Source organism: Megamonas funiformis, assembly GCF_010669225.1.
GTDB classification, from domain to species: Bacteria; Bacillota; Negativicutes; order Selenomonadales; family Selenomonadaceae; genus Megamonas; species Megamonas funiformis.
Genome location: NZ_CP048627.1, coordinates 514,862 through 529,895, shown reverse-complemented (window position 1 = coordinate 529,895; position 15,034 = coordinate 514,862). Strand labels below are relative to the sequence as shown.

The following is a 15,034-nucleotide window of genomic DNA, read 5'->3' as shown; positions in this document are numbered from 1 at the left end:
TTTAAAATTCAGCCTTGCATCTGTTAAAAAACTTTTATTAAACAAATAAAAGTTACCTACATTACTATATCACTATTTCAATTTATTGATTAAGAGCATTTATAATTATAAATGCTCTTAAATCGATTAAATTAAACCATTATATTATTCGTCAAAATTATCTGCACCAAGATCAGCAATGATATCATCTGTTGGTTCTTCAGTAGTATAATCATCTTCTACTACATTTTCTTCAGAAACATCTGTTGTTACTGCTTGACCATAAGATTCTTTTGTTGCTGTTGCATCCATATCGAGTTCTCTTGCAGTTTCATTGATATCATCTTCAATATCATTAATCATAATTTCCTGTGCATCTTCGGAAAGAACTTTGATATCAAGACCAATACTTTGTAACTCTTTAATGAGAACTTTGAAGGATTCTGGAACACCTGGTTCAGGAATGTTTTCACCTTTTACAATAGCTTCATATGTTTTAACACGTCCAACAACATCGTCAGATTTTACTGTTAAAATTTCCTGAAGTGTATAAGCTGCACCGTATGCTTCGAGAGCCCAAACTTCCATTTCCCCGAAACGCTGACCACCAAATTGTGCTTTACCACCAAGTGGCTGTTGAGTAACAAGAGAGTATGGACCAGTTGAACGAGCATGGATTTTATCATCAACAAGGTGATGAAGTTTAAGCATGTACACGCAACCTACTGTAACAGGATTTTCAAATGGTTCACCTGTACGACCATCATATAAAATAGTCTTACCATTATCAGAGAAACCAGAAGCTTTGAGTGTTTCAAATACTTCGTTACCTTTTGCACCATCGAATACTGGAGTTGCAATGTGAATACCAGCAACGTCTGGTTTTGGCATACCATTTTTATCAAAATCATAACCAATTGCACGTAAACGAGATTCTACTGTTGGATCTCCTGCTTTAATCTGCATACCAAGTTCGCGAACAGCCATACCAAGATGTGTTTCAAGTACCTGTCCGATGTTCATACGTGAAGGCACGCCTAATGGGTTAAGCACGATATTTACTGGAGTACCATCTGGTAAGAATGGCATATCTTCTTCACGCATAACACGGGATACAACCCCTTTGTTACCATGACGACCAGCCATTTTATCGCCGACAGAGATTTTACGTTTTTGAGCAATATATACACGTACTAACTGATTTACACCAGGTGGTAATTCATCATTTTTAGCACGGTTGAAGATTTTAACATCAACAATTCGACCAGCTTCACCATGTGGAACGCGAAGGGAAGTATCACGAACTTCACGAGCTTTTTCACCAAAGATAGCGCGTAATAATCTTTCTTCTGCTGTAAGTTCTGTTTCTCCTTTTGGAGTAACTTTACCAACTAAGATATCACCTGCACGAACTTCTGCACCGATACGGATAATACCATCAGCATCAAGGTCGCGAAGAGCATCTTCTGCTACGTTTGGAATATCTTGTGTGATTTCTTCTGGTCCAAGTTTTGTATCACGAGCATCGCATTCATATTCTTCAATATGGATAGATGTGTAAATATCTTCTTTTACAAGTTTTTCACTTAATAAAATCGCATCTTCGTAGTTATAACCTTCCCAAGGCATATATGCTACGATAACGTTGTAACCAAGAGCTAATTCACCATGGTCAGTTGCTGGACCATCAGCGATAGGTTCTTTTGCTTCTACATGATCACCTTTGTACACGATTGGCACTTGGTTCATACATGTACCTTGGTTGGAACGTAAATATTTTTGTAATTTATAATGGTCGATTTCACCAGTTTCGTCTGCACGAACTTCAATGAGATCTGCTGTTACTCTAACAACTTCACCTGCGCGTTTTGCAAGTACCATAACGCCAGAGTCGCAAGCTGCTTTATATTCCATACCAGTACCAACAAGTGGTGCCTGTGTTCTGAAAAGAGGTACAGCCTGACGTTGCATGTTCGCACCCATTAAGGCACGGTTAGCATCGTCGTTTTCTAAGAATGGAATCATTGCTGTCGCAATGGATACAATCTGTTTTGGTGATACGTCCATGTAATCTACACTATCTGCATCAACAAGCATTGTTTCTTCATGAACACGTGCTGTTACACGCTGAGCTTTGAACCAGTTATTTTCATCTAATGGTTCATTGGCTTGTGCAATTACTAAATCATCTTCTTCATCAGCTGTTAAATAACGAACATCTGTTGTTACTTGTTTATTAACTTTATCGACTTTACGATAAGGTGTTTCCATAAAGCCAAATTCATTAATACGAGCATATGTTGCAAGGGAACCGATAAGACCGATGTTTGGACCTTCTGGAGTTTCGATAGGACACATACGACCATAGTGAGAGTTGTGTACGTCACGAACTTCGAACCCTGCACGTTCACGGCTAAGACCACCAGGACCAAGTGCAGATAAACGACGTTTATGTGTAAGTTCACTAAGTGGGTTATTCTGGTCCATGAACTGAGACAACTGGCTAGAACCAAAGAATTCTTTGATTGCTGCCACAACAGGACGAATATTTACAAGAGCTTGTGGTGTAATTACATCATTATCTTGTGTATTCATACGTTCTCTGATTACACGTTCCATACGGGATAAACCGATACGGAATTGATTTTGTAACAATTCACCAACAGAACGGATACGACGATTTCCTAAATGGTCGATATCATCTTTATGTCCATGTCCATCCATTAAGTTTAATAAATAACTAATAGATGCAATAATATCGTTAATAGTAATTGTACGATGATTGTATGGTAAAGTACGAGAACAAATCATCTTAATTCTATTATTGTTTTTATCTTTAATATAAACAATTGCATGTTCATCTTCACCGAAGATATTATTTTCTTGTTCGATAGTAATATCTTCAACCATAGATGCTTCAATTGTAACATCAGCAGGAACTAAAACTTCACCAGTTTCTTTATCTACTAATGGCTCAGCTAATTGTTTGCCTAAAAGACGACGTTTCCAGCCTAATTTTTTAGTTAATTTATAACGACCTACAGTTGCTAAATCATAACGTTTAGGATCAAATAAAAGCTGTTCTAAAAGTTGTTTAGCATTATCTACAGTAGGTGGGTCGCCTGGACGCTGTCTTTTGTAGATTTCTACTAATGCTTCTTCTTTTGTTACTGTATTATCACGGTCTATAGTGTTTCTAATGCGTTCATCATTATCAAATAAAGACATAATAGCATCATTTGTACCATAACCTAATGCACGGATTAATACTGTAGCTGGTAATTTACGATTGCGGTCAAGACGAACAGAAATTACATCATTTAAGTCTGTTTCAAACTCTATCCATGCACCACGATTTGGAATAACTGTGGCATTATATAATCTTTTACCAGTAGGATCAATATTTTCACCGTAATAAGCACCAGGAGAACGAACGAGCTGACTTACGATAACACGTTCCGCACCATTGATGATAAATGTACCTGTTTCTGTCATGAGTGGGAAATCACCCATGAAAACTTCCTGTTCCTTTACTTCGCCAGTATCATTATTAACCAGGCGTACATTGACACGTAAAGGAGCAGAATACGTAGCATCGCGTTCTTTACATTCATCAATATCATATTTAGGTTTTCCTAAAGAAAAACCTTCAAACGATAACACAAGATTTCCTGTAAATCCCTGAATTGGAGAGATATCATGGAAAATCTCCTGTAATCCTTCCTTCATAAACCAATCATAAGAATTTCTCTGGATATCCAGAAGATGAGGCATATCCATAACCTCTTTGATTTTGGCATAGCTATACCTGGTCCGTTTACCAACTGAGACAGGATTGAACATTAAAATCTTCACCCCTCAAACCGAATTGAAACTAAATATTAAACATATGAATAAAGTGTTTTCTTATCTTTTGTCTACACGCTTTGATATGTTTTCACTATCAACATACATTAAACGTTAAAAAGGCAAGGCACTTTTTCTCTTTAAAGACCTTGCTTTGTAATTGACAAAGATATTCCTTTGTACACCTCATTCACTCCAAAATATATAAAGCTATAGAAAAATATTTTCTATAACGTAATCAAATATATTGACATTCTTCTCTCAACAATAATAACTACAGTACTTATATACTTAACAGTTATAATTGCCAATAGAAGATTTTTAAGAAGTATATCCTCTTAAAGGAACTGCCAAAACTCCTTTGTAGCTTCTAAAATATGAAGTCCTACATTTTGTGTTTTTAAAGAACAACTAACTTTATAGGCTTGCTGTTTGCTTACCTAAAACTTAACATAAAGCTTTATTTTCTTTGAAATAAAATCAAAAGAACTCTCACTTTTTATGTTAAAATTTTTGAACGTTACTCATCTCAAACTAATTTTTATTTAGTTTTTTTACGACAAATAATCGCACGTCCGGTAATAATAAATTATAGCATACTAGCAGATGAGCGTCAATCAAATATTCTAGCTTAAAATGCGATTTAAACTAGAATATTTGATTTTAATTTTAAAGAATTTTAGATAAGAATAATTTTGTACGTTCTTGTTTAGGATTTTCAAAAATTTCCTTTGGTGTACCTTCTTCAATGATACGACCTTCATCTACGAATAATACACGATCCCCAACTTCACGAGCAAATCCCATTTCATGAGTAACTACAACCATTGTCATACCTTGATTAGCTAAGCTTTTCATAACATCTAATACTTCTGTTACCATTTCTGGGTCAAGAGCTGATGTTGGTTCGTCAAAGAGCATAACTTTTGGTTTCATTGCAAGAGCTCTAGCAATAGCAACACGTTGTTGTTGCCCACCAGATAACTGACTTGGATAAGAATTAGCTTTTTCTTTTAAACCAACTCTTTGTAATAAATCCATAGCTGTTGAGATTGCTTCATCACGTGAAATTTTCAACACTTTTGTTGGTGCAAGTACAATATTTTCTAATACTGTCATATGTGGAAATAAATTAAAACGTTGGAATACCATACCGATATTTTCACGAATTTTATTGATATCTGCATGTTTATCGAGTTTCATATTATCTACAGTGATATCTCCACTTGTAGGCTCTTCTAAATAATTCATGCAACGAAGTAGTGTAGATTTACCAGAACCACTTGGCCCAATTATAACTACCACTTCTTTTTCTTCAATGGAAACATCTACGCCTTTTAATACTTCTACATGACCAAAAGACTTATGCAAATTTTTAATTTCTATCATCAATTTGATACCTCCGCTCTAAATATGCTACAAAACGAGAAATAGATAATGTCATTATTAAATAAATTAAAGCAACACAAACCCAAATTTCTAAAGAAGCATATGTTCTAGCAATAACTAATTGACCACGACGAGTTAATTCTTCAAAGCCAATAACAGACACTAATGATGAATCTTTCAATAAAGCGATAAATTCATTTCCTAGTGGTGGTATTACACGTTTAAAAGCCTGAGGAATAATTATATATCTCATTGTCTGGAACCAAGATAAACCTAAAAAGCGACCTGCTTCCATCTGACCATTATCTATAGATTGTATACCTGCTCTAAAAATTTCCGCTACATATGCACCACTATTGATACTACAAGCAGCAATAGCTGCTACAAATGGGTTCATTTTTATACCTGTTAATACAGGTAGTGCAAAATATATCAAGAAAATCTGTACTAATAAAGGTGTTCCACGTAAAAAGTCAACGTAGATAGCTGCTAACCATTTAATTATTCTAATTTTACTAATGCGAGCAACACCAACAAATAAACCAATAATAATACCGATTGCAACACTTAGTGCTGTAATTTGAATTGTGAAAATAGCACCTTCAATAAGTAATGGAAAAGCATTGATAATAATATCAAATCTAAAATCCAAAAATAAAACCTCCTCACTTTCTTCTATTATAGAAAAAGGACACTGACCATCAGACAGTGTCCTTCTAGGTTACTATGTTAAATACAAAATCTATTATTTAGCAGGTTTTGTACCAAACCATTTTTCATAGATTTTGTCATATTCACCATTTTCTTTAAGTGTTTTTAAAGCTGCATCTACTTTTTGTTTTAATTCTGTATTACCTTTTTTCATTGCAAAACCATATTCTTCAGATGTAAGTTTATCATCTAAACGTTTTACATCAGTAGCTTTAGTTTTTACAATATAATAATCATTTACAGGAAGGTCATTAATAACTGCATCAACGTTACCTGCTTTTAGTTCCATAAATGTATCAGCAGAACTATTTAAAGCTTTTACTTCAGCACCTTCGATTTTCTGTGCTTCTTCCATGCTAGTTGTACCGATCTGTACAGCTATTTTTTTGCCTTTTAAATCAGCAAAACCATTGATATCAGTGTTATCTTTAGGAACAACGATAGTAAGACCAGAAATATAGTAAGGATCAGAGAATTCTACCTGATTTTTACGTTCTTCATTAATAGTCATACCAGAAGCAATTATATCAATATTGCCAGATTCCATAGCAGGAATTAAGCCATCGAAGTTAACATTTTGAATTTCAGCTGTGTAACCCATTTCTTTAGCTACAGCTCTGATTAAATCCATATCAAAACCTTGATATTCTGTGCTACCATTTTCGTCTTGGAATTCAAATGGAGCAAAGTCAGCATTAGTACCTACACGTAATACTTTTTCTCCGCTAGAAGCTGCTTTATCAGAACTATCTTGTCCACAGCCAGCGAAAAGTGCACTTACAGCAAACATACAAAGAGCACATAAAGTTAATAGTTTCTTACTCATTATGTAACTTCCCTTCTTTAAATTTGTTTATAAAATTATAATTACATCTAACCTTAAAAAAGGCTCGGAAATATCCAAGCCTCCTTGCCGATTAAACTAAATTATTTATTGCGTCTAGCGTTGAAGCAATCACGACAATAAACTGGACGGTCTCCTTTTGGTTCAAAAGGAACCTGTGTTTCTTTTCCGCATTCTGCGCATTCTACAGTATACATCTGACGCTGTTCTTTTCCGCCTTCACGTTCGCGACGTCTTTTATCACGGCATTCATGGCAACGTGCTGGTTCATTTTCAAAGCCTTTTTCTGCATAAAAAGCTTGTTCTCCTGCACTGAAAACAAATTCCTTACCACAATCTTTACATACTAGTGTTTTGTCTTGAAAATCCATTTGTAAAACTCCTTAAAAAGTTCAATTAAGCCCAAGCCGTTTCATCCCATAAATGCATGATTTTCCACGTCATTTTTCATATCAGAACAAAAAAGCTGTTTGCTTCTTTTAGTATAAAGTTTTATTCAACAAAAATCAAGCAAAAATTAACTATATATTGTAAAATTATAAAAATTTTTCTCCCTTTATTCGTATATTTATACACAACATTTATAAATATTTATTTTTATATAAATTGAAATGATAATTTATATTTGATATACTAACTTAGTTAGCATAATGTATGAATAAATTAGTAGGAGTTTTTTATTTTGGAAAATAAAATTGATGATACAAATAAACACGATACAACTAGTGATAACGATAAAAATGATATTGATACATTAAATACTCCAGATTGGCTCAGCAGGGAATGGCGAGAAAAAAATGATCCACCCTCTCCTCCACCGCCAAAAAAAATATATAAAAAGAAGAAAAACTATAACCGTCTTATTGCTTTAATTATTATTCTATTATTGGTATTAGTTGGATTTGTCTTTGCTAACTCTGATTCTTCCTCTGATAATCCTCCAACTATAACTACAGAACAAACAAACGTTCTTAATATCATGATAATGGGTGTAGATAGACGTGCTGATGATGTCGGTCGCAGTGATACATTAATGGTTTTAACATATAATCCAAATGAACAAAAAGCTTCTTTATTATCTTTGCCACGTGATACTAGAGTACATATCGAAAAAAATGACTATGACAAAATAAATCACGCTTACGCTTATGGTGGTCATGAGCTTACGCAAAAAGTAGTGGAATCATTTTTAAATGTACCGATTAATTATTATGTTCTTATAGATATCCAAGCTTTTGAAAAAATCATCGACGCTGTTGGTGGTGTTGATATTGATGTAGAAAAACGCATGTATTATGAAGACCCTTGGGACGACAATGGTGGTCTCGTCATCGACCTTCAACCAGGACTTCAGCATTTAAATGGTAAAACAGCTATTCAATATGTTCGCTATCGCGATGGTGAGGGCGATATCGGTCGTATAAATCGTCAGCAAAAATTCATGAAAGCTTTCCTTGCACAAGCAATATCACCATCAATCCTACCAAAACTACCAGATATTTTAAGCAATATTTCCTCAGCTATTCAAACTAATATGCCATTGAATGAAATGATTGCCCTAGTATCCAATTTACCTACAATCCAACAAAATGGCTTATCTTCTAGTATGGTTCCTGGACAACCTGCTTATATCGAAGATATCAGCTATTGGATACCAGATATTGCCAAAACACGAAATTTAATAGCGCAAAATATGGGAATTACCTTAAATGAAACTGCTCAAAAAGATACTGAATCTACAATAAAAGCATATGAAAAATCTTTGCCTAAAGGTTTAAAAATGGGCGATATTACAACAGAAACTCCTTCAAACGAAGAAAAATCTTCAACTCAAGAAGACAACACAGCTCCTGCTAAAGAAAAAGTTGAACCTGTAAAAAATGAAGATATAACCGTTTTAGTCATCAACTCTAGCGGTATCAATGGAGCTGGTGCAGAAGTTGCAGATATCTTAAAACGCAAAGGTTTTAAAATTTCTAGTGTTGAAACAGGAAATACATCTTCTCGTGAACATACAACTATTACAGCAAATGAGCATGAAACAGATTATTTCTATGGTATGCCATTTACTTGTACTATTATGTCAGGAGGAAGCTCTGGTCAGGCAACAGTCAATATTGGCTTAGATTATCAAAAACAAAATTAAATTATTTTAGATTAAATCTTGCTATATCTTCATGGAGTAGCAAGATTTAATTATATAGGTCTATAAATTTAAAATTTAAATTATATTATATAGTTATAAATTATAAAGGAAGTGTTATTTTGGGAATTTTACGCATTCAAGATTTAGGAAAATCCTTTGGCATAGAAGAATTATTTCATAATGTCTCCTTTGATGTGGCTCGTGGCGATAAAATTGGTTTTGTTGGCCCTAATGGTGCTGGTAAATCCACTTTAATGAAATGTCTTTTAGGTATTGAAGAATATGATACAGGTCGCATCAGTATTGATAGTGTAGATACTATCGGCTATATGCAACAGCAATCAGATTTCACTCATGATAATTTATATGATGAACTCTTATCTGCTTTTGCTGATATCATTGCTCTCGGACAGAAAAAAACTACATTAGAAAAACAAATTGAAAACTTAGATGATGATGATAAACTTGAAGATTTAATGAAGGAATATAGTCGTATTTCTGATAAATTTGAACAATTAGGCGGATACGATTATGAAAGCCGTCTTCGTCGCGTTGCTTTTGGTCTTGGCTTTAGTGAAGAAGACTTTCCCAAAAACCCAACATTATTTTCAGGTGGTCAACGCACTCGCATTTGTCTAGCTAAAGCATTACTTCGTGAGCCAGATTTTCTATTTTTAGATGAACCAACAAACCATCTTGATATTGAAATGATTGAATGGCTAGAAGGCTTTTTGAGCAATTATAAAGGTGGCGTACTTTTAATTTCCCATGACCGCTTTTTCTTAGACAAAGTTGCTACTAAGATTTTAGATTTAGAAAATAAAACAACTGTTTTATATGATGGCAATTATTCCACTGCCATGAAAGTAAAAGCTCAAAGACGAGCTGCCCTAGAATCTGCCTATGCTAAACAGCAAGAACATATCCGCGAAACAGAAGAATATATTCGTCGTTATAAAGCAGGTGTCAAAGCCAAACAAGCTAGAGGACGTGAAAAACAATTACAACGTTTAGAACGCATCATCTTACCTCCACAAAAATCAGGCTTTAATTATTTTATGTTCCATAAACCAGAAGAATGTGCTCAACGTGTAGCTGAACTTGATGATGTATCTGTTAGTTTCGGCGATCATAAAATCTTTGAACATCTATCTTTATTAATTCGCAAAGGTGATGGTGTAGCTATCGTAGGCCCTAATGGTGCTGGTAAAACAACTTTATTGAGATTACTTTTAGGCGAATTACAATCTCCTACAGGAAATATTAAAATCGGCAGTCGTGTAAAAATCGGCTATTATTCCCAGCAACATGAAGGTCTTTGCCCTAGCAATACTGTTTTTGATGAAATCTTATCTTCATTTGGTTTAAATGATGAACAGGCTCGCCACTGTCTAGGTGCTTTCTTATTCAAAGGCGATGATATTTATAAATTAATCGGCGATTTATCCGGTGGAGAAAAATCTCGCTTGGCTTTATTAAAGTTAATGTTAACTGGTGCAAATTTCCTCGTAATGGACGAACCTACAAACCATTTGGATATTCCTGCTAAAGAAGCTATTGAAGAAGCGATGATGGCTTTCCCTGGTACATTTATCGTCGTTTCCCATGACCGTTATTTCTTAGATAAAGTTACTAACTTCACTTGTGAATTAGAAAACGGACATTTAACAGAGTATAATGGAAATTATAGCTATTATCGTGAAAAAAAATTAGAAATGCAAAAAGAACTTGAGTCTACTCAAGAAATTTCAAATAAAAAAGCTACTACTGAAAATAAAACTACGCCTAAAACAAAACAAGAAAAAGCAAAACCTAAAAATGCACATGTAGCTTCTGCTATGAGCAGTGAAAAATTAACCATGATGATACAGCGTTGCGAAGCTACTATCGCTATGTTTGAAGCTGAATTAAAAGGCTTAGAATATCAAATGAATGACCCAGCACTGCAAGCAGACCCTAATAAAAGTCATGAAATAGCTACAGCTTATGCTCAAAAAGAACAAGAACTAGAAGAAAAATATATTGAATGGGATAAATTAACCGAAGAATTAGCAAATAAAGCATAGAATAATAAATTTATCATAAATAATAGAAAGGCTTTACTTATGGAAAAAATATGTGGAACAGTAGACACGATTATTTTTGCCAGTCAAGATAATCGCTTCACTGTTTTAAAATTATCACCAGAAAAACTTTCTACACAGATAACAGTTACCCTAAACGGCATAGCTCCACTCATTGGACAACTATTAGAAATTGAAGGGGAATGGGTAAAGCACCCTAAATTTGGGCAACAGTTTAAAGCTACGACTTACAAAACTGTTGCTCCTACAGAAATATCCGGCATTGAAAAATTCTTAGCTTCTGGGGCAATCAACGGCATTGGCCCTGCCATGGCAAAGAAAATAGTCGCTGAATTTGGCGAAAAGACTTTAGAAATAATTGCTAAATCACCAAATGAATTATTAAAAGTTCCCGGTATTGGCAAAAAAACAGCAGAAAAAATATCCGCTTCTTATCTTGAACAAAGTGAACTCACTGAAATCATGGTTTGGCTAGAAAATCATGGTATATCCAATACTTATGCAGGTAAAATCTTTGCTAAATATGGTTCTTTTGCGATAGATATCATGGAAAAAGATATTTATCGCTTATTTCAAGATATCGAAGGTATAGGCTTTTTAACAGCTGATAAACTCGCTTTTAATCTTGGCATACAAAGAGAGGATAAACGACGCATAATCTCAGGTATAGATTATGCTTTAATGCAACTTTGCAACAATGGTCATTGCTGTATTCCTGAAATGGCTCTTGTCGATAAAACAGCAAAGATATTGCAAGTAAATAATCAAATCATCTTCACTATTTTAAAAGAACGCATTGATAATGGCTCTTTAAATACTGAAGTAGTTGGTGGCGAAACTTTAATTTATCCGCCATATCTTTATTATGCCGAAAAAAAAGTTGCTACGCGTCTACTTCAATTACAACAAGCAACTGAGCCTTTATCAGAAGATAATCTTTCTTTATTTATCAAAGTATGGGAAAAAGACAATCAAATCCAACTTGCACAAAAACAAAAAGAAGCCATCAAAGCTTGTCTTCATCACGGAGTTTTAGTCCTTACTGGTGGTCCTGGTACTGGTAAAACGACTGTAATCAAAGGCATCTTATCTATTTTAAAAGCCCAAGGATTAAAAATTCGCCTAGCAGCACCAACTGGACGAGCTGCAAAACGCTTAAGCGAAACAACAGGACAAAAAGCTTTAACTATCCATCGCTTGCTAGAAGCAAATAATTTAGCTCAAGATGATAATTTACAATTAGGCTTTAGCAAAGATATCGATGACCAATTAGATGCTGATGTCATCATCTTAGACGAAGTTTCTATGGTGGATATAGTCCTCATGCACCATTTTCTAAATGCTGTACCAGATGGTTGTCGCATCATCTTAGTCGGTGATACAGACCAACTTCCTGCTGTAGGCCCTGGATCTGTACTTAAAGATATCATTCGTTCGCAAAAAATCCCTGCCATTCGCTTAGATGAGATTTTCCGCCAAGCTCAAACAAGCATGATTATCCAAAATGCACATATCATAAACGCTGGTAGATTACCTGATCTTCGCAAACAATACAGCGATTTTGTCTTTTATGAATTAAATGACGATACTTCCATTACACAAAAAATCCTTGATTTATGTACTAAAGATTTACCTCATGAAGGTTTTGATGTTCTCAAAGACGTACAAGTTTTATCTCCTATGCATCGCTTTTTATGTGGCGTAGAAAATTTAAATCTAATGCTTCAAGAACAATTAAATCCTAAGAAAAATCAAGATGAATTAAAATATTCTTCACAAACATTCCGTGTTGGCGATAAAGTCATGCATATTCGCAATAACTACCAAAAAAATGTATTTAATGGCGATATTGGTTTTATCCAAGATATCAACAACGAAAAATTAACTGTAGATTATTTTGACCATATTGTTACCTATGAAAAAAATGAACTAAACGAATTAACTCTAGCTTATGCCTCAAGTGTGCATAAAAGTCAAGGCAGTGAATATAAAGTAGTCATCATTCCTTTATCAACAAGTCACTACATCATGCTCCAACGAAATTTACTCTATACAGCTATCACCAGAGCCAAACAAAAGGTCATCATCATTGGCTCGAAAAAAGCATTGATGACTGCTGTTCAAAGCAATCGAACACAAAAAAGATATACACTACTTGCTGAACGTTTAGCCCATAAATTAATTTAAACTATTTTATTTTAGAAAAGAGTTCTTTATCATGTTAAATAATATCTATCAAGTTATTATGCAATTTCTATTTCCTAGCCATTGTCCTTCTTGTAATGCTTATGTAGAACAAAAAGGTATGTGGTGTTCTTCTTGTTTAGAAGAAATTATCCGCAATGAAAATCTAGCTTATGATGAAGATATTCGACAATATATTTCACCTATTATAGCTATAGGTAAATACGATAAAGGACTTAAGAATTTAATTCACGAATTAAAATATCAAAATAAATTTGCTACTTTAGCTTATTTAAAACCATTATTTTCATATTTAGATGAAGATTGGGATTTTTCCACTTATGATATGATCATCCCAGTACCCCTACACAAAAATAAATTAAAAAAACGTGGTTTTAATCAAGTTGAAAAAATTTTTAAACCATGGATTGATAAACATCATTTTAATTATTGCGATATTCTTGAGCGTACAAAACAAACTAAATCACAATATCAATTACTACGCCATGAACGTCAAGAAAATTTAGCCAATGCTTTTACCTTAAAAGATTATGTTGATGTAAAAAATCGCAAATGTTTATTGATTGATGATATATTCACCACAGGCAGTACACTAAAAAATTGTGCTATGGTTTTAAAAAATCATGGCGCTAAAACTGTAAGCGGTCTAGTATTAGCTAGTCAAGCCAATATCAATTTACCTACAAAACCTTCAAAGGAGGTATTTTTTTGAAAAAACGTCCAAAATGGTTTCAACAAACCTCTTTTAATCAACCAAACACTTCTGATACTTCTTACTGTGTATTTAAAAATCTCTATCCATCTTCCTCAGAAGATACAACTACAGAAGAAATATCCGCTCAAAATATCACTACCGATAATAAGCCATCTTCAAATGAAATGACTAAAGATGATTTTCTTTTGGAAATCCATCAATTCAAACAACAAAAACTCTATGAAGAAGCTCTATCTTGCATTCAATTATTATTTGAAAAAAATATCGTAGATAGTGATATCATCTACGAATTAGCTGATACCTATTTATGTTTACATGATTATGAACGCGCTTTCAATTGGACACAAAAGTTAAAAGCTCAATCTCCGCAAGATTGCCGTAGTCTACTTTTAGAAATCCAACTTTTATTAGTTCATGGAAAAAAAGAAGAAGCTTTAACTACATTAAATCATCTATTATCCAATAAAATCACTTTAAAAAATGAAAAAGATTATCAACTTTTAGATATGATTATTGAAAAACTCAAAAAAATATTTAAAGCTGATAAATTAATGCGCCGTTGTCCTAATCTAAATACTTATCAAAAACAACGTAGACAGTCTTTAAAGACACAAAAGCAAAAAAATCCTGTTAATCACGATTTAACTGTTCATCAATCCACTGTTATCAATAGTGCAAAAGGAGTCATCATGCCTGATACCAATACCAATATAAATCCAGCTCTACAAAATACAATCAATCAAATTTGGGATATGCAAATAGCCAATAAGGAAAATATTTCTACTATTTTAGCCACACCTTGCGAGCAAGTGAGTCAATGTATCATGTCTCAAGTTTTATCTTATAAGAAAAAAATTTGGCTATTTAATTATCTAGCTGATATTTTCCGCACACATAATAATCTTCAATCAGCTATTTTTTTATTGCGCCAAGCTCTACTTTTAGATGATGAAAATGACTTCATCTTAAAAAATCTTGGCTATCTACTCTGTCAAAATGGCGAATATCCAAATGCTTTAGTAGTGTTAAAAGATATTAAACATAAAGATTTCGCTGTACTTGATTTAATCGCTAAATGCCAAGATTTAAAAAATTAATATTTCCTTTTTGTTTTT

Annotated in this window: 10 protein-coding genes; 5 read left to right on the top strand and 5 right to left on the bottom strand. The window is 33.7% G+C overall.

Annotated elements, in window-relative coordinates; translation table 11 throughout:
- Nucleotides 1-144 precede the first annotated feature (144 nt).
- The 5 genes from rpoB to GXM21_RS02580 form a co-directional block, all read right to left on the bottom strand.
- Complete coding sequence (gene rpoB / locus GXM21_RS02600) at nt 145-3,822, bottom strand: DNA-directed RNA polymerase subunit beta (protein ID WP_039881337.1); 3,678 nt, start codon at nt 3,820-3,822, stop codon at nt 145-147.
- A 672-nt stretch (nt 3,823-4,494) separates the two neighbouring features.
- On the bottom strand, nt 4,495-5,214 hold the full coding sequence (locus tag GXM21_RS02595) for an amino acid ABC transporter ATP-binding protein (RefSeq protein ID WP_008538734.1): 720 nt from the start codon (nt 5,212-5,214) through the stop codon (nt 4,495-4,497).
- Nucleotides 5,201-5,866, bottom strand: a complete 666-nt coding sequence (locus GXM21_RS02590; protein WP_163604668.1) for an amino acid ABC transporter permease — start codon at nt 5,864-5,866, stop codon at nt 5,201-5,203. Before GXM21_RS02590 ends, GXM21_RS02595 begins: the two co-directional genes overlap by 14 nt.
- Nucleotides 5,867-5,959: 93 nt before the next feature.
- On the bottom strand, nt 5,960-6,751 hold the full coding sequence (locus GXM21_RS02585) for a basic amino acid ABC transporter substrate-binding protein (protein ID WP_008538737.1): 792 nt from the start codon (nt 6,749-6,751) through the stop codon (nt 5,960-5,962).
- Nucleotides 6,752-6,852: 101 nt separating this feature from the next.
- A complete protein-coding gene (locus GXM21_RS02580) occupies nt 6,853-7,140 on the bottom strand; it encodes a zinc-ribbon domain containing protein (protein ID WP_008538738.1) in 288 nt (95 codons plus the stop codon).
- Between the two features lie 311 nt (nt 7,141-7,451).
- On the opposite strand from GXM21_RS02580, the gene GXM21_RS02575 reads away from it, so the two are divergent.
- The 5 genes from GXM21_RS02575 to GXM21_RS02555 all read left to right on the top strand — a co-directional run bounded on the left by GXM21_RS02575 (nt 7,452) and on the right by GXM21_RS02555 (nt 15,016).
- Nucleotides 7,452-8,915 (top strand): LCP family protein, encoded by a 1,464-nt coding sequence (locus GXM21_RS02575; protein ID WP_008538739.1) that lies wholly within the window; start codon nt 7,452-7,454, stop codon nt 8,913-8,915.
- A 119-nt stretch (nt 8,916-9,034) separates the two neighbouring features.
- On the top strand, nt 9,035-10,981 hold the full coding sequence (locus GXM21_RS02570; RefSeq protein ID WP_008538740.1) for an ABC-F family ATP-binding cassette domain-containing protein: 1,947 nt from the start codon (nt 9,035-9,037) through the stop codon (nt 10,979-10,981).
- Between the two features lie 39 nt (nt 10,982-11,020).
- The gene (gene recD2 / locus GXM21_RS02565) at nt 11,021-13,186 is read left to right on the top strand and encodes an SF1B family DNA helicase RecD2 (RefSeq protein ID WP_008538741.1); all 2,166 of its coding nucleotides are present in this window, start codon (nt 11,021-11,023) and stop codon (nt 13,184-13,186) included.
- 31 nt (nt 13,187-13,217) lie between these two features.
- On the top strand, nt 13,218-13,916 hold the full coding sequence (locus tag GXM21_RS02560; RefSeq protein WP_008538742.1) for a ComF family protein: 699 nt from the start codon (nt 13,218-13,220) through the stop codon (nt 13,914-13,916).
- Nucleotides 13,913-15,016 (top strand): tetratricopeptide repeat protein, encoded by a 1,104-nt coding sequence (locus GXM21_RS02555; protein WP_008538743.1) that lies wholly within the window; start codon nt 13,913-13,915, stop codon nt 15,014-15,016. Before GXM21_RS02560 ends, GXM21_RS02555 begins: the two co-directional genes overlap by 4 nt.
- Nucleotides 15,017-15,034: the final 18 nt, after the last annotated feature.

Coding starts and splice junctions, on each gene's coding strand:
- rpoB (WP_039881337.1), bottom strand. CDS start 3,822: ATGTTCAATCCTGTCTCAGTTGGTAAACGGACCAGGTATAGCTATGCC.
- GXM21_RS02595 (WP_008538734.1), bottom strand. CDS start 5,214: ATGATAGAAATTAAAAATTTGCATAAGTCTTTTGGTCATGTAGAAGTA.
- GXM21_RS02585 (WP_008538737.1), bottom strand. CDS start 6,751: ATGAGTAAGAAACTATTAACTTTATGTGCTCTTTGTATGTTTGCTGTA.
- GXM21_RS02580 (WP_008538738.1), bottom strand. CDS start 7,140: ATGGATTTTCAAGACAAAACACTAGTATGTAAAGATTGTGGTAAGGAA.
- recD2 (WP_008538741.1), top strand. CDS start 11,021: ATGGAAAAAATATGTGGAACAGTAGACACGATTATTTTTGCCAGTCAA.
- GXM21_RS02560 (WP_008538742.1), top strand. CDS start 13,218: ATGTTAAATAATATCTATCAAGTTATTATGCAATTTCTATTTCCTAGC.